This window comes from Actinomadura sp. 6N118 (assembly GCF_044326415.1).
GTDB lineage: Bacteria > Actinomycetota > Actinomycetes > Streptosporangiales > Streptosporangiaceae > Spirillospora.
On record NZ_JBIRAZ010000008.1, the window covers coordinates 210,052 to 228,327 of the forward strand.

Sequence of the window (18,276 nt, forward strand, 5' to 3'; positions counted from 1 at the left end):
AAGTCCCTGGGGCCCATGACCCGTGCGGAGGCTTGGCCACCGTCACGTCGCGCGCCGCCGGTAACGGCGCGGTTGGGTGGCTTGCCTGCTGCGCGCGGGAAACTGGAAACCTGCGCGGGAGCCTCAGGGACGCGTCAACTCCCGCGCAGGCGTTTCTAGCGGTCCTTCGGTCGCTTGCCGGGGAGCCACAAGCCGCCGAGCGGTGCTTTGGACCCCGCTACAAGGACGCTTTGATCCAGGGACCCATCGGGCCGCAGGAGCAGCGTCCGCACGCCCTGCGCCTGGAGGATTTGGAAGTTCATCCACGCGCGGAACGTGATTACGAGCATGTCGTTGGTGCTGACTGCCCACCGTGCTGCCTCGTCCTCCAGCTCCCGCAGTACGCCGCTGGGGAGCTGCATCGCGACCATGACCGCGTCGTCTGCGCGGTGGTCGCCGTTCGACGCCCCGGTCACTTCGTCCGCCATTAGTTCGGCTCCTGGGGAAGCGTGGGCATGCCGAAGTGGTTCGCGACCGTACACACGCCGTTCATGAGATCGTCCAGCCCACAAATGATCTCGTCGTCGCACGAGTCGTGGGGATCGTCAGTCGCCCACCGAAAGACCTTGCCGTGTTCGTCCCATACGACGAAGAACGGTCCGACCTCGGCGGAGGTCAGCCGGAGATGGCCAGGCCACGCGGCGAACGGCTCGTCAACGAGCGTGGTGTTGATCGTCTTCAGCATGTGCCGGATCGCAGCCTCGAATACTTCCAGGGGCGGCGGGGGTGGAGGGTCGACCTCGGGGCCGGACGTGGTGAGGAAGTACAGACTCGCTTCCATGGCGTCGATCACGTCGGACGCCGTGCCGTTCAAGACCCCGTGCTGTGACAGATAGCGGCGAAGGACCGGACGGACGGCGGCGAACCCTTGACGGATAGCCAGGGTCGCGTCCGTCTTCGGATAGTGCTTGAGGTGCGTCTCCGCCTCCTCGAACGCGAAGCTCCGCACCATCTGCGCAAGACGGGGGTGAAGGCGGGCTTTGGCAGCCTCCTCGAACGCGTCCATCACAATCGACAGGACGTGGACCGGCTTGCGTTCGGTCACCAACGCATCCGTCATGGCGTGGGCTGTCTCCGGCCCGTTCATAGCCGCATCCCCCGCTTGACCTCGTTCGCAGCCGTGGCGGGCTGATCGGCACGCGCGAACGCCTCGTACCCCGGAACGCCAAACCACCAATCACCGTGCCTGTACCTGCATTCGACGATTAGCGACCACGAGTCCACCTCGCGGACGACAGAGAGCACGGGGAAGCCGTCACGCTCTACGACCACGACCGCTAGACGCGTCTCCGGCTTGAGCGCCTCCAGGAGCCCACCGAGGTAGTTCAGGCGTTCGGTGTGCACACCTTCCAGGACCGGGAGTAGTGACGGGGGTGGCGGGAAACCCATGCGGTACACCTCGCGGGGTTGGCATGCCGGAACGTTGCGTCACCTGCACGCTAGGTCGCGCGCCTTGGCAGGGCCCACGGGTGTGACGAAGTGTGGCGCGCGAGCTTCAGTCCAGGGCGTTCCGTGCCTTGGTGATCAGTGCGCGTGCGGCGGCGCCGTAGGCGGCCAGCTCGGCGAACTCCTCGAAGGCGGCGGCATACTGGGCCACCTCGGCGGGCTGAGTGATGGTCAACCAGCCGGACACGGTCTCGACCGTGACGCGCTCTCGGTCGAACATCCAAAAGCCCTCGACGGGCCATAGCTCTCGGTCGGCGTCGGCCGGAATGATTCCCAGAGACACGCTCGGCAACGTCATCACCTGGAGCAGGTGGCCGAGTTGGTAATGGGCCACCTCGGCGCCGCCCAGGCGGGTCCAGATGGCCGACTCTTCCAGGATGAACGCGAACCGGCGTGCCCCTTGCCGCAACACCCGTTGGCGGGCGATACGCGCGGCAACCGCTTCGTCCAAGTCGCTGGTGGGGACGTCCCGGAACGAGCCGACCTTGGTGAGGACCGCCCTGACGTAGCCGGCTGTTTGCAACAGGCCCGGTACGACGCCCGGTTCGTAGATTCCAAAGGTGCGCGTCCGCTCGTACAGGGCCGCGCGGGACTCTTGCAGACGGCGAAGGCCCGAACGCTGGAGGCGCTTCCACTCCACGAACGCGCCCTCGACGGCGCGCAGGCTCGCTATGAGGTCGCCGGTCTGGTCCTCGGCGCCGCACACGCGACACCAAGTCTTGATGTCTTGGGTGTTGGGGGCACGGGCGGCATGTTCGATCTTGCTGACCTTGGTGCGGTCCCAACCGGCCGCCGTCGCAAGGGCGCGGCCGGTCAGGCCCGCGTCAAGACGAAGCTCGCGAAGACGGTCAGCCAACGCTTGCCGCGCCTGTTGAGCGCTGGATGAGGGCGATGTGGTGGACACGATGCTTCAGGCCGGCCGGAACTCCGCGTGATCGATGCCGCGTTCCCACACCGCATCAAAGGCGGATGAGCACAGCTTGAGCACGGCCGGATTGGTGGTGGTCTCCTTGTGCACAGGACGGCCGTCGCCGTCGAAGTGGTTCCACAGCACCAACTCCCCGTCGAATACCCAGAAGTCGGTGCCCGGTAGGCAGAGGTCAACCGCGTGCCGCCGAGGCAGCCACCGCACCCGTTCGCCTGCGTAGACGTTGGTGAACGTGCCGTCGTACTCGAACCGGATGTACTCGCTCACCGGCTCGGAGACGATACGGGCGCGGCGTACCTCAACCCCTCGGGCGGACACCTGTTGAACGAGGGTGAGCCACGGTCGCCACCACGACGCCGGATCCGCAGGGTCGTCCCGCTCCCCAGCCTTCCAAGCCTTGAATTCCTCGTCTTCCCGGCTCACCCAGTAGACGTCACGCATCTCCAGGTGCACAGCACTCGATCGCGCCGACTGGAGGAGCTCAGCGGGTGTCGAGGGTGTCTTCATGCGGTAGCTCCCTGAGCAGCGGCAGGAGGCGCCCCGGAATCCGGACGATCGCCTCATGAGAGGGAACGTGGTCGCTGCCAGAGGTTGCCAGGAGTTCAGCGATCACTGCCGGATCCTCCTCCTTCCACCCCTGTACCGCCACGCTGCCGTCCTTGTCGTCGTACCAGAACGCGGGCGAGTCACCGTCCTTGCTGTCCGGGTCCTTGCCGAGGAAACGTAGCGCCATGACGCCCTCCCAGGTTGGGGGTGTGCCCGAACGTGGCACACCCAGCTAGTCACTACGGCGATAGGTGCCTGGGGAAACCAAGCTGGTGGTTGATCTCGCGTGCTGCTTCGTGTGGCTGGACTAGTGAGGTGTCTAGAACAACGTCCGCGTCTTGTAGAGGGTCGGTCTCGTCCCACGCCTTCAGGCGGGCTTCTGTGTCGCCGGTGCCACGGGCCGAGATGCGTTTCTCGGCGATGCTGCGCGGACACCACAGGTAGACCGTCAACCATCGGGCCTCTGGCAGCGCGCTCGTCACCCGGTGAACAGCCTCTACCTGGCCAAGGTGCAGGACAGGCACGCCATGGGCTAGATGCTCTGCCAGGGCCGGACGGTCAACCACGTAGGTGTTGCCGTATCGATGGTTCTCCCACACGATCTGATCGGCTTGCCGAAGCTTCTCTACCTCGGTCGCACTCGCGAGCCGGTACCCGTCCGTTCGGCCAGTGCCTACTTTGATCCTTTGGAAGAGGGTGTACGTCGGGCTCAGAGCGTGCAGAGCTTGTGTGACGGTGCTCTTTCCCGAGGTCGGGGGGCCGTAGAGGATGACGCCGGCGTGCGTCATGTCTCCGCCTGGCCGCTGAAGACCGCCTTCAGGAGATCCCGCGCCTGATCCTGCAAGGGGCTGCTGGAAGCGCTGTTGTCGATCAGGACATACGGCGCCGTAGGCCGAAAGTTGAGATCCACGGTTTCCAGGTAGCCATCCCAGTCAGCGACCTTTGCGGCATCACGGGCTGCGCCACGATGGCGGACGTAGGTGCGCATCGTCTCGGCGTCGCAGTACACCCACACCAGCGTGGTGATCGCGTTGATCGAGGTGAGGTATGCCTGTGTCCGGTTCACCCAGGCGCCATCGTTGAACTCCCGGATGAACGGTGCGGTGACGATCGTGCTTGTCCCGCACTCCACGTTCTCGTTCGCCGCTGCGATGAGCGCCTCGTACTCACGGGGCCGGATCTGTTTGACGTAGGTCTCCGACTCCCTGTCGTGCGGTGACTTCCCGAGTAGCTCTAGGGCGGCCTCGACCACGGGACGCGTGAGCGTGTCCTTGTCGAGCATTGGCCATCCTGTTTCGCGGGCGAGGATGCGACCCAGCTCGGTCTTGCCGCTGCCTGCGTAACCCCCGATGAGGATCACGTGCGGTCGTTCCAGCCGGACGCGGTTGGTTTGGGCCTGGTCGGGCGCGTGAACGACGCGCTTGGACCGCGACTTGCTGACCACGAGCCCCTCTTGGGCGAGCACCTTCATTGCCTCGCTGATCGTGAAGACGCTGACACCCCATTGATCAGCGAGTTCACGCGTTGAGGGAAGTGTGTCGCCGTCGCGCAGGACCCCGGCCTCGATCTCGTTGCGGATGTTGCGTGCTACCTGCTGGTGAAGCGCTTCGGAGCGCGCCAGGCGCGGACGTGGAGGCGACATCGGGTCTCCCTTCTGAGGTGCCGACCTTGATGCTGATAGGCAGGCTATCAGGCAGATAACAGATGTTAGCTACCTTGTTGATCGCTAAACATGCTGGTCAGAGTCCAGTTCCAAAGTTTCTTCAGCCTAACAGTTGACCATGATTCATATCAGTTGTTAGGTTCCTCACATCGCACCACGGACGGCCGCTCCGAGGTGAGGCCCTCAGCAAGGAGGCATGTCGATGTTGCAGCAGCCGAAGAAGATCTGGCCGAGTCTCGCGAGCGTCGTGCTCGTGGTCTTTGCCTTCAAGAACCCCGAGAAGGCCGCCAACTTCATTGACCAGGGGCTCATGGCCATCGAGCGCTTCGCCAACGCCCTCGGCTGACTCCTCCGCTCATCCCTCTCCGCACCCCCCAAGCAAGGAGCCCACGTCATGATCCACATCGCGTTGACCAACCTGGCCGAGACCACCGATCTGCGCGGCGAGCCCATCGAGGGCGCCCAGTGCCGCTTTGACCCCGAGCTGCACACCGGCCCGATCCTCGCCGAAGAGAGCGCCGAGGACCGTGAGGTGCGCGAAGCGGTCGCGATCGGTGTCTGTGAGACCTGCCCGCTGCGCCGAGCGTGCTTTGAGTACGCGGTGGCGACGCTGCCCGAGTTCGGCATCTGGGCGGGCTGCACCGCCGAGCAGATCGCCGAGTTGGCGGTCATCGGGCTCGGGGACGTGGCGTGAGAGGCGAATCAGCGTCGATGCCACGGCGCCCCGCATCATGACCTCGTTCGCAGCATCGGGGCGGCCCTGTTCCCGCCAAGAAACCGGCCGCCCCGATGACTCCCAGCCCTCTCACAAGGACACAAGGAGCACCCCCATCATGGCCGACGGTGTCACCACGCCCCCGCCATCCTTCGGAAATCCTGACCAGCCTCGGCCGCAGGCCCGCGCGCTGAGCGGCAACGAGTTCACTGCCGTTGCCACCGTGGCCGCCTGTGTGACCGTCCTGGGGTTGCTGGGGTTCGTCAACAGCTTCGCCGCCGTCGAGCAGGCCGCGCGGCCCTCGTTCGGCTGGTTCGCCTGGACCGTCCCGCTCGGCATCGACCTCGGGATTGCCATCTTCGCCGCGCTGGACATCGTCCTTGCCCGCCTCGACATGCGGGTGCGATGGCTGCGCCTCATCCCCTGGACGCTCACCGCCGCCACGATCTACCTGAACGTGGCCGAGGAGGCCACCGCGTTCGGTGCGGTCGCGCATGCGGTCCTGCCGTGCCTGTGGGTGCTGGCCGTCGAGATCGGCTCACACGTCGTCCGCATCCGCGCAGGCATCGAAGCAGGCACCCGCATGGACGGCATCCGCCCCTCGCGATGGTTCCTGGCGCCGTGGCCGACGCTCAAGCTCTGGCGCCGCATGGTGCTGTGGGAGATCCGCTCCTACCCCGAGGCCCTGCACCGTGAGCGCGGTCGTGTCCTGGCGCTGACCGACCTGCAAGACACCTACGGCCGGTGGTCCTGGCGCCGCAAGGCACCCCGCCGCGTCCGCGCCCTGTACCGCCTCGGCGAACTCACCGCCGCGCCCGAGACCGTCCACACCGCCATCCCGGACCGTCCCGCGATCGATGCGGGACCGTCCACCGACGCTCAGCCCGAGCCGTCCAAGACCGAGCCCGAGACGGCACCCAAGACGGCGCGTGGACGGTCCGCCTCGCCGTCCGGTGCCCGGTCCCGGACCGGCGCCAAGGGCGGACGTAGCCGCAAGGCCCGTTCGGTCCCGGACGTGGACGACCTCATGCCGCTGGGCTGGCGGATCGCCGCCGACCTGGCCAAGCAGGGCCAGGCCCTCACTCGGGATGCACTGCGTGCCGAGTTGCGCAAGGCCGGAAGCGGCGCCGGTAACGAACGCGTCGGTGCCCTGCTGGCCCGGTTGAAGACCGAGGCGCCGACCGACCCCACCGCCCAGACCACCGAGCCTGCCGCCGTGGCCGTGAGCGCGACCGAGGGAGACGACGCCCGATGAGGATCAACGGCACCACCCCCGAGCCCATGGCCGACGTCTTCCGCCTGCCCCTGCCGTCCGCCACGCCCGATCCCGACACGATCCCCCAGACCGCTCAGCCCATCGAGGACGCCACAGCGCAGGAGACCGCGCCCCAGATGCAGGACACCTCCTATGCGGTGGCGCTGGATGAGCCGGAGCAGGAGACCGGCGACACCTCCACCGGCCCGGTGTTGACGGGTACGGTCCTGCCCCCTGCGGGCGACGACACCACTACCGAGGGTGCGCGGCGACCGATCATCCCGCCGGTGTTCCGTGACCGCGTGACGTTCAAGGCCGCCGTCCGCAAGCTGGTCGGCAGATGGCTGCACATCACCGGCTATCACGCCGTACGCGCACCCTGGTACGCGGTCAAGATGACCGGCTACGCCCTGCTCGGCGCGGCCAAACTCGCGGGAAAGCAGGTGCGTTGGTGGTGGTTGCTGGAACAAGAGCCGTTGCGCCAAGCCGCCGCGAGCAAGGGTGATGCGGACCTGTGGCTCAAACTGCACCGTGAGGCCGCCCGCGTGCGTACCGGGCGCGGCCTGGCCGTCCTCGGCGAAGCGGCCCTGATCGGCGCCGGAGGGGTATTCGTGGCCGGGTCGCCGTGGGCGGTGGCGGGCGCGGTGGCGGTGGTCGTGCCGCTGCTGGCCCGCTATGGCCGCCCCGCCGGCCTCAGCATCGTGGGGCACGCGGTCATCCCGTCGCGGTACCGCGTCATCACGCATGACGTGGTGCTGCGCGCCTACTACGCCGCTGGGCTCGGTCACCCCGACAAGCCCCAGCAACAGGTCCAGTTCGCCGCGCCCGGCCTGGCCGCCGATGGCGACGGGTCCAAGGTCACCGTGGACCTGCCGTACGGGAAGGGTTTCAACGACGTCATCAAGGCCAAGGACGCGCTCGCGTCCGGGTTGGACGTGGCGATCTCTCAGGTGTTCGTCACCCGCGACGCCACCTCACACCGCCGTCACACGCTGTGGGTCGCCAACCGTGACCCCCTGGCCGTGCCTGTGGGACGTACACCGCTGCTGCGCTGCAAGCCCACCGACATCTGGGAGCCCGCCCCGGTGGGCATGGACGAGCGAGGCCGCGCGGTCACGGTGCCGCTGCTGTGGAACTCCACCATGGTCGGCGCGCAACCTCGCCAAGGGAAGACGTTCTTCGCTCGGCTGCTGGCGCTGTACGCCGCGCTGGACCCCTACGTCCGGCTCAGCGTCTTTGACGCCTCCGGCAAGCCGGACTGGCGCAAGTTCGCGCTCGTGGCCCACCAGTTCTCTTCCGGCCTGGTGATGACCCGCGACGGCGACCCCGTCGAGATCCTCATCGAGGCGCTTCGCGAACTGAAGGCCGACGTCCAAGACCGCTACCAGCGGTTGTCGGACCTGCCCACCGACGTATGCCCCGAGGGCAAGCTCACGCGAGAGATCGCCCGTGACCCCTCCTACGGGATGCCGGTCCGTGGGGTGTTCCTGGATGAGTTCCAGGAGTACTACGACACCCCTGACGCCGAGGCGAACAAGGAGATCGCTTCGCTGCTGTTGTTCTTGGTCAAGACCGCTCCGGCGGCGGGGGTGTTCATGGTGGACGCCACCCAGAAGCCGTCCGGTATCGGTGCGGGGCAGGTGGCGACGTCGTTCAACTCTTTCCGCGACAATCACCAGACCCGCTTCAGCCTGCGCACCGGTTCCTGGCAGGTGTCCGATCTTGTCCTTGGAGCAGGCGCCTACGGCGAGGGGCTGGACTCCTCGCTGCTGCTGCCCTCCTACAAGGGCGTGGGCATCCTGCGCGGCGCCTCCGACGACACCCCCACCGTGCGCTCCCACCTGGCCGACGCCGAAGACGCCGAGAAGATCCTGACCGCCGCCCGCGAACTCCGCGAGCGCACGGGGACGCTGTCGGGGCACGCGGCGGGTGACCGCACCGCGCGGCAGGTGCGGGACGTGCTGGCCGACGTGCACGCCATGTTCCTGCCGGGTGAAGGGTTCCTGCCCTGGCAAGAACTCGCCGCGCGTCTGGCCGACAAGCTTCCGGCCTCCTACGGCGACCTGACCGCCGAGGCGATCTCGGCTCAGGTTCGCTCGTTCGGTGTACCGAGCGTGAACGGCAAGCGCGACGGCCAGGTCCTCAAGGGCGCCAAGCACGACGCCATCACCGACGCCCTTAAGACCCGCTCGACGTGACCCCCGTCCGCCCGATCACGGGTCACCCGTGGTCGGGCGGACGGTAGCGGACACCCCACAGCGGTAGCGACCGCGCTACCGCCCCCGCTACCCCACTGATCAGCGTCGATACCCGCAGGTAGCGGGTAGCGCGCCCTGCTTTCCCTGCCCGGAAACCGCGCCCGGAGGCACCATGACCCCCCTCATCGCCGCTACCGCTACCTCTACCGACGCTACGCCCGCCCTGCTCGCCATCGGCCTCCTGATCGCCGCCGGATACGTCGTCGCTTGTTGGATCTGGCCCTTCCGAGCGTGCACGCGCTGTCACGGCACCGGCAAGTTCCGCTCACCGTCCGGCCGCACCTGGCGCTACTGCAACCGCTGCTCGGGCAAGGGCGCCCAACTCCGCCACGGCCGCCGCCTCTGGAACGCCCTCAACAAGCACTGACCGCAGGCCCGCCGCCGCGCCCCACTCCGTTCACTCGGGAGGAACCCACCTTGACCACGCCCCGCCTCCACGTCATCCACGGCGACGACCCACACGGCCCCGCCGCAGACCTGGCCGAGTTCGTCCGGCCACTGCCCCACAACATCCAAGCCGAACAACACACCCTCGGCGCCCTCATGCTCGACCCCACCGCCCTGCCCGAAGTGCGCGGACTGCTCGACGGCACCGAGTTCTACCGCCCTGCCCACGGCGTCATCTGGTCCGCCATCGTCGCCTTGGCCGGCCGAGGCGCCCCGGTCGAACCCGTCACCGTGGCCGCCGCCATCGACCCCCGCGACCTGGCCGCCCTCGGTGGCGCTCCCTACCTGCACACGTTGATCAGTCAAGTACCCACCGCCACCAACGCCACCTACTACGCCCAGCTCGTTCGGGACCTGGCCTACGCACGCCGTGTTGTCGCCTCCGGAACGCGGTTGCTGCAACTCGGCTACGCCTCCACCGGAGACAGCGACACCGATCTACGCGGCGCTGTGGTCGCCGAGCTGGCCGCCGTCACCGCCTCCCAGTCCCAGGGATGGCCCGACTCCACACCGCTCTCGGCCACGCCCGAGCTACCGCCGTTCCCGGTCTGGGCGTTCCCGGACTGGCTCGGCGAATACACCGCCGGACTGGCCGAGGTCACCCAAACCCCGCCCGACCTAGCCGGATCATTGGCCCTGGCGGTGCTCGGCGTCGCCGCCGGCGGCAAGGTGTGGGTCCGCGCTACCACCTGGACCGAACCCACCAACCTGTTCACCCTCGTCGTGCTGCCTCCGGGCAACCGCAAATCCGAGGTCTACAAGCACATGACCGCCCCCATCAAGGCCGCCGAAGCGATGCTGATCGAGCAGGCCCGCCCGCGCATCGCCGAGGCTGCCGTAGCGCGCAAGGTCGCCGAGGCCAACGTCGAGAAGACCGAGAAAGCCGCCACCACAACCCAAGACCCCACCCAACGCGCGGTCGCCATGGATGAGGCCACTGCCGCGCGCCTGGACCTGGAAGACACCCCGATCCCCGCTGAGCCGTGCCTGTTCTCCGATGACGCGACAGTCGAGGTGCTGACCACGCGGGTTGCTGAGCAGGGTGGCCGGTTCGCGATTCTGTCACCCGAGGGCGAGATCTTTTCGATCGCCGCTGGCCGTTACTCAGGCGCCCCGAACCTGGCCATCCTCAAGTCCGGGCACGCGGGCGAAGAGATGCGCATCGACCGCATGGGACGTCCAAGCGAACGCATCGCCGCCGCAACCATCACCCTCGGGATCTGCACCCAACCGGGCGTCCTGGCCCGCCTCGGCGAGACCCCCCAATTCGGCGAGCAGGGCCTTTTGGGGCGCCTGCTGTACTCGGTGCCCGCGTCACTGCTGGGCTTCCGCAACGAACGCCCTGAGCCCGTTCCCGAGCACATCCACGACACCTACAACGGCAACGTCCAAGCGCTCATTCTGTCCCTGGCCGCCCTCGACAAGCCCGCCACACTGCACTTCGCGCCGGACACCCAAGCCGCCATTCTCGACCTGGCCCGCGAACACGAGATCCGGCTACGGCCAGGCACCGGCGACCTAGCCCACATGACCGACTGGGCAGGCAAATACGTCGGCGCCGTCGTCCGCATCGCCGCCCTACTCCATTTGGCCGAGCACATCCGCGACGGGTGGGACCGCGCGATCACGCTCGCGACTTTCCAGAACGCTCGGCTCATCGGCGAGTACTTCACCCTTCACGCCCAAGCCGCTTACGACGCCATCGGTGCCGATCCTGCCGTCAATGACGCGCGCGCCGTTGCGGAATGGATCGAGCGCACCAGGGCGACTCGGTTCACCGCGCGGGACCTTATGCGAAGTGGCCTCAAGAGCCGCTTCAAGAAGGCCGCCGATACCGAACCCGCATTGCGTGTACTGGAAACTCACGGCTGGATTCGGCGTCTTCCCAGCCCGCCTAACACGCGTAGTCGACCCGCCGCACCGGCCTACGAAGCGCACCCCGAGCTGGCCAACGTTCCATGACTCCCGAGGTAACCCACCGTGACCACCTGGCGGGCCGCTCCGACGTCCGGGGACAAGGTGACACGGTGACAGAAGTCGACAGAAGTACTTCTGTCGACTTCTGTCACCACGTCACCGCGTCACCAACCCCCGTCCGGCGGCCACCTGCCCCCGCCGCTCGTGACGCTCCGCGATCGCCGCTCTCGCCGCCTTCAGCCCAACTCCCGGAGGTACACGCCTTGACGGTGCAGCCCATCGACTTCCCGCCCAACATGCGGCTTTTCAAGGTCGAAGAGGCTATGGAACTTCTCTCTCTAGGACGCAACACAATCTTCGAGGAAATGCGTCTCGGGCGTCTCCGCTCGGTCACCGTTGGCCGTGCTCGGCGAATCTCCGGCGCCGCAATCATCGAGTACATCGAGAACCTAGAGCGCCTGGCGCTCGAAGAGAGGGCGGCCTAATGCCCAAGCGCGCCAACGGCGAAGGATCAATCTTTCCCTACCGCAACGGCTATGCCGCCTATGCATGGGTCACCACTCCGGCCGGAGAACGCCGCAAAAAATGGGTCTACGGCAAGAACCGCGAGATCGTCCATGGCAAGTACGTCAAGCTTCTCAACGAGGCCAAGCAACGCCCCATCGCCACGACCGTCCCCACTGTTGAGCAGTACATCGCGTATTGGCTAAAAGAGGTCATCGAGCCGAATCGTGAGCCAAACACGTACTCGCACTACGAACTCATGGCACGCTTGCACGTCCTGCCAGGGTTGGGCAAGAAGCGACTGGACCGGCTCAGCGTGCGCGACGTACAGCAATGGCTGAACAAGGTGCCGGGGGCATGCCAGTGCTGCGCCCAGGGCAAGGACGCCAAGCGCCCGACTGATCACAAGGACGCGCGCAAGCGGCAACGGTGCTGTGCAATCGGGAAGTGCTGCGAGGACTTCCCGAGTCGGCGCACGATCCAAGCCGCCCGAAACACCCTCCGGGCAGCACTCACCCAAGCCCAGACCGAAGAGATCCTGTCCCGAAACGTCGCCAGTCTCGTCAAGCTCCCAACCGCACGGAAGCGGACACGCAAGGCGTCTACGTGGACCGTCGAGGAGGCCCGCCGGTTCCTTGAATACGCTCGCGAGAACGATGATCCGCTGTATGCCGCATGGGTGCTCATCCTCGTGATGGGGATGCGTAAGGGCGAGGTCTTTGGCCTTCGCTGGGCGGACATCGACTTCGAAGCCGAGGAACTGTCCATCGGTTGGCAATTGCAACGCGTCGGCACACGCCTCATCCACAAGGAGCGCACCAAGACCGACGGCTCAACCGATGTGCTGCCGCTGCCGTCACTCTGCACGGCGGCCCTCCGAGTTCGGCACGGGCAACAGGCGGTGGCTCGCCAGGCGAGCGGCAAGGGCTGGCACAAGGGTGACCTGGTGTTCACGACGCGGACTGGCCGCCCAATCGAGCCTCGCAACGTCAATCGCGCGTTCGAGACGCGGTGTGCCGCCGCTGGCGTCAAGGCGATCAGAGTGCACGACACCCGCCACACGTGCGGCAAGCTCCTGGCGGCGCTCGACGTGCACCCGCGCGTCGCCATGCAGATCCTTCGGCATAGCCGGATCAGCATCACGATGGAGATCTACACGGAGGTTCCCTCAGAGGACACTAGGGCCGCCCTGAAGCGCCTCGGAGATCACCTCCGGCGCCCCGACGACCAGGGCGGATCGCCCCCTCAGAGCGCCGCGTAGCTGTACTTTGCGGCTGTACGACCAATACAAAGCCCCCTTGCGATGATCGCAAGGGGGCTTTGACCTGTGCGCACCCGAAGGGATTCGAACCCCTAACCTTCTGATCCGTAGTCAGATGCTCTATCCGTTGAGCTACGGGTGCTTGCCGGGGATTACTGTACCGGCTGTTTGGACCTAACCGCGAATCGATTGCCAGGACCGCGCGTCCGGGCTTTCGACGACGCGATCGACTGTGTGACGTGGGTCATGGAACCGTTCGGTCAGCTGGAGCGCCGAAAGGGTTACTGAGACGGCAGTGACCTGAGGGGTCTACTGTCATCCGGATCAAACCCCCCTCAAAGGAGAACTCCCATGCGCATGTCTGCCACCAAGCTGGTCGGCGTCCTCGCCATCGGTGGCGCGATGCTCACCTCCACCGCCTGCGGCCCCCTGGACGCGGTGACCGGCGGGGGAGATAAGAAGGCTGCCTGCGACAACATCAAGTCCGCTGCCGAGCAGTTCGCCAGCGCCGGCATGGCGAAGCCGGACATGAACAACCCGACCGCCAGCATCTCGGCCAACGCGCAGAAGCTCAGCGACTTCGCGGCCAAGGTCCGTACCGAGGGCCAGAACGCCGGTGGAGACGTCGAGTCGGCCGCCACCAAGTTCGCGGCTGACGTCGACGGCGCCGCCAACGCCATGCGTCAGATGGCCTCGAACCCCAGCAGCGCCTCGAGCAGCATGTCCAGCATCAGCTCCATGCAGCAGAGCGGTCAGGCCCTCTCCAAGGCCTGCGGCATCGCCGGTTTCCGCCTCGGCTGATCATGCGGTCGGCCGTCTCCCGTCGTGCGGGGACGGCCGACCGTCGCTATGCTGGGCTCCGCTTTGCCGGGTGATGCGAACACCCGGTAACCTGTTCTCGGCCTGTTGGCCTCCTGGAGGATTCGCCTAGTCCGGTCTATGGCGCCGCACTGCTAATGCGGTTTGGGTGCAAGCCCATCCGGGGTTCAAATCCCCGATCCTCCGCCGGTAGAAGCGCCCTCGTTGAAGTTGATGACTTCGGCGGGGGCGTTTTCGGCTTCTGGTGGGCACATCGCGACGACGGGGCACAACGGCGGCCACCTCAGGCAGCAGCGAGGTGCAAGTGTCTGCGGTGAATGATGACCGAGAGTGGCGCTGATCACCTTCATGTCGTGGGCGCGATAGTCGTCCCCGGACGACCCGAAGTTGGAGGTCGTCCTGTGCACGACTACCCCGAGGTTCGGGTGCTGAGGATGCCCCGCTCATCGTGGATGCCCGGACTTCGTTCTAGCAGGTAGGTGGAGGGGGTGGTGGGCTGGAAGGCCGCCCCGGTTCATCGGATTTGCGGTCTTCCAGCTGGCGCGGCAGTCGGGTCTGGTCAGGCGATGCGGAGGATGCTCTTGCCGCGGGTGGCGCCGTCGGCGAGTCGCTGGATGGCGGCGCCCAGGTCGGCTGGTTCGTATTCGGCGGTGATGTCGATGTGGACGTGGCCGTCGGTGACGAGCTGGAGTGCCTGGCGGGCGCTGTCGGCAAGGCGGTCGGGGTGGGTTTGGCTAAGCAAGTTGCTGTTGTAGGTCAGCAGGGACTTGCCCTGCATGAGCAGGTCGTTGACGGAGATCTCGACGGGTTCGAAGGTGGCGATGTTGCCGTAGACGGCCAGTCGGCCGTGGGGGGCGAGGCGTTCTAGGTTGGCGTGGCGGGTAGGTCCGCCGATGGGATCGAGGATCATCTCGAAGTGCTCGTCGGCCAGGGCATCTGGGAACTCCTCACGCACGAGCACCTGGTGGTAGCCGAAGTTGGCGGCGTAGTCGGCTTGGTCGCTGTTGCCGACGACACCGACGATCCTGTCGGCTCCAGCGGCTTTGGCGAACTGGACGGCCAGGGTGCCGACGCCGCCGGCCGCGGCGTGGATGAGCACGCTTTCGCCGGGGCGCACGCGGGTGAGGGTGTTGATCAAGTCGTAGGCGGTGGGGGTGACCCAGCCGAAGCCCGCAGCGACCCGCGGGTCGAGGGCGGCTGCGTCGAAGGTGAGCGCGGCGGGCGCGAGGACCACTTCGGCATAGGCGCCGGCGCTGGTCAGCGCGGTGGCCTGCTCGCCGATGCGGGCTTGGTCGACGCCGTCACCAACCGCGATGATGCGTCCGGCGGCCTCAAATCCGGGCACGAACGGCCGCGGCACAGGGAAGTGGCCGTTGCGGACCAGCACATCGCCGTACTGGATCCCGGCGTAGGCGACGCCGATGGCCACTTGGCCGGGTCCGGGGGTGGGCTCATCGAGGTCGGTGAGACGGAACTGGTCGTCGGTGTCGAGCACAATGGCCTTCAAGATTGCAGCCTCCTGAGTTGACTCAGTACCCTGATATCGAATGACCGTAGCCAGTATCAGGATGCTGAGTCAACCCAGTGGGCTGTGAAAGTGGTGGGGATGATGACCGAGATCCCGGTCGAGGAGTACCTGTGCACCCGGATCAGGCGCACCGAACAAGCACTGATGGGCCACCACGAGGCGGTGCTGCGCGGCTACGGGCTCACCATGACGCAGTACACGGTGCTGCTGGCGCTCTCACGCGAGGGCGGCATGTCCGGCGCCCAGCTCGCCCGTGCCTGCGGCGTCACCCAGCAGACCATGGCCACCGTCCTCACTGGCCTGCAGAACAAGGGCCTCATCGGGCGCCAGCCGTCTCCTGTGCACGCCAAGGTCATGATCGCGACACCAACCGAGCAGGGCCGGCAGCTACTGGACCACGCCTATCAGGAGGTGATCGTGCTGGAGCGAGCGCTCACCGACGCGTTCACGCCGGCTGAACACGCCGCATTCTGCGAGCTGTTGGAACGAGCGACCACCATCCTGACCCAGCAGACTCCACGGGCAGAGACCAAGCCCACCACCTGAGCCCGTCAACGCTCAGGCAGCTGACCTCCGGCCCTCGCCATCACCGGCGACGTGTCGCTCAAGCCCGGCACGCAGGTTCTTGAGATGCATGAAACCGTTGACGCGGCGGAACTGCTTGGCGGCCTCGATCATCCCGGCGGCGCACCACGGCAGCGCCATCTGCCCGTTGCGCCAGTTCACGGGCGTTGGCGGCGCGATCACGGCAGATCCCGATCACCGACTCGATCGGATTCGTGCTGCGCAGCGTGCGCGTCGGCGGGACGTCCAGGTGCACGATAGTGAGCGTCCCCGCCATGCCTCGCGCAGCGATGGATCGGCTTGCTCTTGACGCAGGGCCCGGCTACGCCGATGTGCCTGGACCAGCTCACGCACGGGTGAAATGAGGTCTATTCAAGCATCAACGGTTCTGGTGCATATCTGATGGTGACGGAGCGTCAAGCTGAGAGTAGGGAAATGAAAGGAACTCCCGGTAGCTATGTCGACGTCACGGCACGATTTCGGTTGCCGGAATGACGTCTAGCGAGGTTTATCAGGAACTAGTCCGAGAGCTCAGGCGATATCCTGCGCAGGGGTCTAGTGGCGCCGACATCCTCCGTCGGCTCCATGCGAGGTTGATAACGATCCAGGGCAGGGACCTGAGTGCGTTCACGTTTACTACCTGCCTGATCAAGGCATTCGAAATCGACCTCCCTCTTGCGCAGAAGGCCCTCTGCTGGCAGGAGCTCGGTTGGGGCGGCCAGTTGTCGGATGAAGAGCTGAATCAATTGCTTGGACATTTGGTTCCGCGCTCGGAAGGGTAGATCTTGCGCGGACGAGTCTGAGCGGCGCTCAACCCTGACGGCGCAATGAGGCCCAGAAGTGAGCTTAGTGATCTCGGCCAGCAGACGAAGAAGCGGCTGGGGCGGCAGATTGGTATTCCAGCTGTACTTAACGATCTTTGGCGTGTCGTTATTGGTAGTGGCTTTGTCGGGCTCGGGTTTGGTGGCGTAGCCGCCAGCGGGGCCAGTGCTGGATGTGTCGGATGTCGGTGCTGGATGTGTCGGATGTCGGTGGGCGAGCGGGTGCGTGCTGCGAACAGGCGGCGGATCTCGTTGACTGAGACCGGTGTCGGACTGTGGTCGGGTGTTTGCCCGGCTGGGCGGGGCGTGGTGCTGACCGTGGTGGCACGGGTGACGGCCAGGAAGGCCAGGGCGAGCATGGCCAGGGTGATCTACCGATACCAGGCCGGATAGCGACGGACTGGTAGCGGTACACGGCAGCCTCGTTCTTGGCCGCCTGGAACTCCGCGATGCTCCAACGGGCTCCAGCCACCTGAACCGGACACTGCAAGGTGACCCGCCGGGCGCTGTGACACGGGAAGAACGGCAGCCTCTGCCCGGTCGCGCAGCGGACGGCGGATCAGCAGGGACGTGCTGGGCGGGTGCTGGTCATCAACGCCCAGGCGACGCTGCTGTTGGACATGGACACGCACCGGACCGTCGACATGCTCGACGACTGGCGGGCCGACACTCCTGGCCGCCTGGCCCCAGTCTCACCCAGGAGTACGCGTGATCTGCAGAGACAGGGCGGGGGCCTGTGCCGAAGCGCCCGCCTCGGGGAACTCCTTCCTTGCGATGTCGGCCTTGTCATACGCGCTGGCGTACCTCCTCCATTGGTTGTCAGTCACGACGTCGCCGTTCAGACGCCGCGTGCCACCGGTCCAGCACGTCAGCCACGGCGCCGCAACCACACCGGCTTCCCCCGGAATTGGCTCGTTGCCGTGCTCCGGTACGGGGGGAGGCGCCCGGACCACAAATTGGGCCCCCTGAAGATCTTTTACCCGGCGGCGGTCATCTGTGATCATGGTTCGCTCATCCGCCAGAACGACACCCCGAGAACATGAAGAGGATTCTCATAGTGACTGCGCGTAGAAGGTCGGCCCTGGTCTGTTCAACCCTCATCGCTTCGGCGATCGGCGTCACCGCCCTCCCCGTCGGCTCCGCAACAGCGCACGCCGAGCGAGTGGCAGGCCAGTCATCATCGGTGGACGCCGCCGCCGCCAAGCCGAACTGCAAGCGCAAGCCCGCTGCTACGCCGATCACCGACTACTGGAGGTTCGTCAAGAAGGGCTCCCCGCCCAAGGGGGCCGTGCTGCGATGCGGAACCAAGAAGTGGGGATACCGGCACTTCAGCAAGCGCTGGAGCAAGAGCTTCGAGCGCAACATCTCCAAGACACTGCAGGCACCGAAGCGCATCAAAAAGAGCGGCAGCTCGCTGATCTATTGCCGCAGGTACAACATCAGCACCGCCAAGTACAACTTCAAGGTCGTCTACTCGACCAAGGAGGTCCCCGGGACCTCCACCGGCGACACGGGCATCATCACCTCCACCTGGGACAAGAAGGGCGGCTCCTGCGACCGATGAC

At 66.4% G+C, this 18,276-nt stretch carries 20 protein-coding genes, 2 tRNA genes and 1 pseudogene; 12 read left to right on the forward strand and 11 right to left on the reverse strand.

What is annotated here, in order from left to right:
* Positions 1 to 155: 155 nt before the first annotated feature.
* The 8 genes from ACH34W_RS22430 to ACH34W_RS22465 form a co-directional block, all read right to left on the reverse strand.
* Positions 156 to 467 carry a hypothetical protein gene (locus ACH34W_RS22430; RefSeq protein ID WP_395962918.1) on the reverse strand — a complete coding sequence of 104 codons (312 nt, stop codon included), beginning with the start codon at positions 465 to 467 and terminating at the stop codon, positions 156 to 158.
* Positions 467 to 1,099: a hypothetical protein gene (locus tag ACH34W_RS22435; protein WP_395962919.1), complete on the reverse strand. Its 633-nt coding sequence runs from the start codon at positions 1,097 to 1,099 to the stop codon at positions 467 to 469. The genes ACH34W_RS22430 and ACH34W_RS22435 overlap by 1 nt, the downstream gene beginning before the upstream one ends.
* Positions 1,100 to 1,122: 23 nt before the next feature.
* Positions 1,123 to 1,428 carry a hypothetical protein gene (locus ACH34W_RS22440; protein WP_395962920.1) on the reverse strand — a complete coding sequence of 102 codons (306 nt, stop codon included), beginning with the start codon at positions 1,426 to 1,428 and terminating at the stop codon, positions 1,123 to 1,125.
* Positions 1,429 to 1,534: 106 nt separating this feature from the next.
* Complete coding sequence (locus ACH34W_RS22445) at positions 1,535 to 2,341, reverse strand: helix-turn-helix domain-containing protein (protein ID WP_395962921.1); 807 nt, start codon at positions 2,339 to 2,341, stop codon at positions 1,535 to 1,537.
* A 54-nt stretch (positions 2,342 to 2,395) separates the two neighbouring features.
* Positions 2,396 to 2,920 (reverse strand): DUF6879 family protein, encoded by a 525-nt coding sequence (locus ACH34W_RS22450; RefSeq protein ID WP_395962922.1) that lies wholly within the window; start codon positions 2,918 to 2,920, stop codon positions 2,396 to 2,398.
* Positions 2,895 to 3,146, reverse strand: a complete 252-nt coding sequence (locus ACH34W_RS22455) for a hypothetical protein (RefSeq protein ID WP_395962923.1) — start codon at positions 3,144 to 3,146, stop codon at positions 2,895 to 2,897. The genes ACH34W_RS22450 and ACH34W_RS22455 overlap by 26 nt, the downstream gene beginning before the upstream one ends.
* 52 nt (positions 3,147 to 3,198) lie before the next feature.
* Positions 3,199 to 3,747: a guanylate kinase gene (locus ACH34W_RS22460; RefSeq protein ID WP_395962924.1), complete on the reverse strand. Its 549-nt coding sequence runs from the start codon at positions 3,745 to 3,747 to the stop codon at positions 3,199 to 3,201.
* On the reverse strand, positions 3,744 to 4,601 hold the full coding sequence (locus tag ACH34W_RS22465) for a GntR family transcriptional regulator (RefSeq protein ID WP_395962925.1): 858 nt from the start codon (positions 4,599 to 4,601) through the stop codon (positions 3,744 to 3,746). The genes ACH34W_RS22460 and ACH34W_RS22465 overlap by 4 nt, the downstream gene beginning before the upstream one ends.
* A 223-nt stretch (positions 4,602 to 4,824) precedes the next feature.
* On the opposite strand from ACH34W_RS22465, the gene ACH34W_RS22470 reads away from it, so the two are divergent.
* The 8 genes from ACH34W_RS22470 (at position 4,825) to xerC (ending at position 12,979) form a co-directional block, all read left to right on the forward strand.
* Positions 4,825 to 4,968 (forward strand): hypothetical protein, encoded by a 144-nt coding sequence (locus ACH34W_RS22470; protein ID WP_392589964.1) that lies wholly within the window; start codon positions 4,825 to 4,827, stop codon positions 4,966 to 4,968.
* Between the two features lie 48 nt (positions 4,969 to 5,016).
* Positions 5,017 to 5,316, forward strand: a complete 300-nt coding sequence (locus ACH34W_RS22475) for a WhiB family transcriptional regulator (protein WP_395962926.1) — start codon at positions 5,017 to 5,019, stop codon at positions 5,314 to 5,316.
* Positions 5,317 to 5,455: 139 nt separating this feature from the next.
* Positions 5,456 to 6,592, forward strand: coding sequence for a DUF2637 domain-containing protein (locus ACH34W_RS22480; protein WP_395962927.1), 1,137 nt, complete (start codon positions 5,456 to 5,458; stop codon positions 6,590 to 6,592).
* The gene (locus tag ACH34W_RS22485; RefSeq protein WP_395962928.1) at positions 6,589 to 8,790 is read left to right on the forward strand and encodes a hypothetical protein; all 2,202 of its coding nucleotides are present in this window, start codon (positions 6,589 to 6,591) and stop codon (positions 8,788 to 8,790) included. Before ACH34W_RS22480 ends, ACH34W_RS22485 begins: the two co-directional genes overlap by 4 nt.
* Before the next feature lie 172 nt (positions 8,791 to 8,962).
* Positions 8,963 to 9,217, forward strand: coding sequence for a hypothetical protein (locus tag ACH34W_RS22490; RefSeq protein WP_395962929.1), 255 nt, complete (start codon positions 8,963 to 8,965; stop codon positions 9,215 to 9,217).
* A gap of 50 nt (positions 9,218 to 9,267) precedes the next feature.
* A complete protein-coding gene (locus ACH34W_RS22495) occupies positions 9,268 to 11,259 on the forward strand; it encodes a DUF3987 domain-containing protein (RefSeq protein ID WP_395962930.1) in 1,992 nt (663 codons plus the stop codon).
* A gap of 224 nt (positions 11,260 to 11,483) precedes the next feature.
* A complete protein-coding gene (locus tag ACH34W_RS22500) occupies positions 11,484 to 11,699 on the forward strand; it encodes a helix-turn-helix domain-containing protein (protein WP_395963131.1) in 216 nt (71 codons plus the stop codon).
* Positions 11,699 to 12,979: a tyrosine recombinase XerC gene (gene xerC / locus ACH34W_RS22505; protein WP_395962931.1), complete on the forward strand. Its 1,281-nt coding sequence runs from the start codon at positions 11,699 to 11,701 to the stop codon at positions 12,977 to 12,979. Before ACH34W_RS22500 ends, xerC begins: the two co-directional genes overlap by 1 nt.
* A 69-nt stretch (positions 12,980 to 13,048) precedes the next feature.
* Here xerC and ACH34W_RS22510 read toward each other — a convergent pair.
* Positions 13,049 to 13,121, reverse strand: a tRNA-Arg gene (locus ACH34W_RS22510).
* A gap of 209 nt (positions 13,122 to 13,330) precedes the next feature.
* Between ACH34W_RS22510 and ACH34W_RS22515 the strand changes: the two genes are divergently transcribed.
* A complete protein-coding gene (locus tag ACH34W_RS22515) occupies positions 13,331 to 13,780 on the forward strand; it encodes a hypothetical protein (protein WP_395962932.1) in 450 nt (149 codons plus the stop codon).
* Between the two features lie 115 nt (positions 13,781 to 13,895).
* Positions 13,896 to 13,984 (forward strand) — tRNA-Ser (locus ACH34W_RS22520).
* A 373-nt stretch (positions 13,985 to 14,357) separates the two neighbouring features.
* Here the strand turns inward: ACH34W_RS22520 and ACH34W_RS22525 are convergent.
* Positions 14,358 to 15,305, reverse strand: coding sequence for a zinc-binding alcohol dehydrogenase family protein (locus ACH34W_RS22525; protein ID WP_395962933.1), 948 nt, complete (start codon positions 15,303 to 15,305; stop codon positions 14,358 to 14,360).
* A gap of 99 nt (positions 15,306 to 15,404) precedes the next feature.
* Between ACH34W_RS22525 and ACH34W_RS22530 the strand changes: the two genes are divergently transcribed.
* On the forward strand, positions 15,405 to 15,872 hold the full coding sequence (locus tag ACH34W_RS22530; protein ID WP_395962934.1) for a MarR family winged helix-turn-helix transcriptional regulator: 468 nt from the start codon (positions 15,405 to 15,407) through the stop codon (positions 15,870 to 15,872).
* A gap of 12 nt (positions 15,873 to 15,884) precedes the next feature.
* Here ACH34W_RS22530 and ACH34W_RS22535 read toward each other — a convergent pair.
* Positions 15,885 to 16,170: pseudogene (locus ACH34W_RS22535) on the reverse strand (IS256 family transposase); the annotation flags it as partial.
* A gap of 1,598 nt (positions 16,171 to 17,768) precedes the next feature.
* Here ACH34W_RS22535 and ACH34W_RS22540 point away from each other — a divergent pair.
* On the forward strand, positions 17,769 to 18,275 hold the full coding sequence (locus ACH34W_RS22540) for a hypothetical protein (protein WP_395962936.1): 507 nt from the start codon (positions 17,769 to 17,771) through the stop codon (positions 18,273 to 18,275).
* Position 18,276 lies beyond the last annotated feature (1 nt).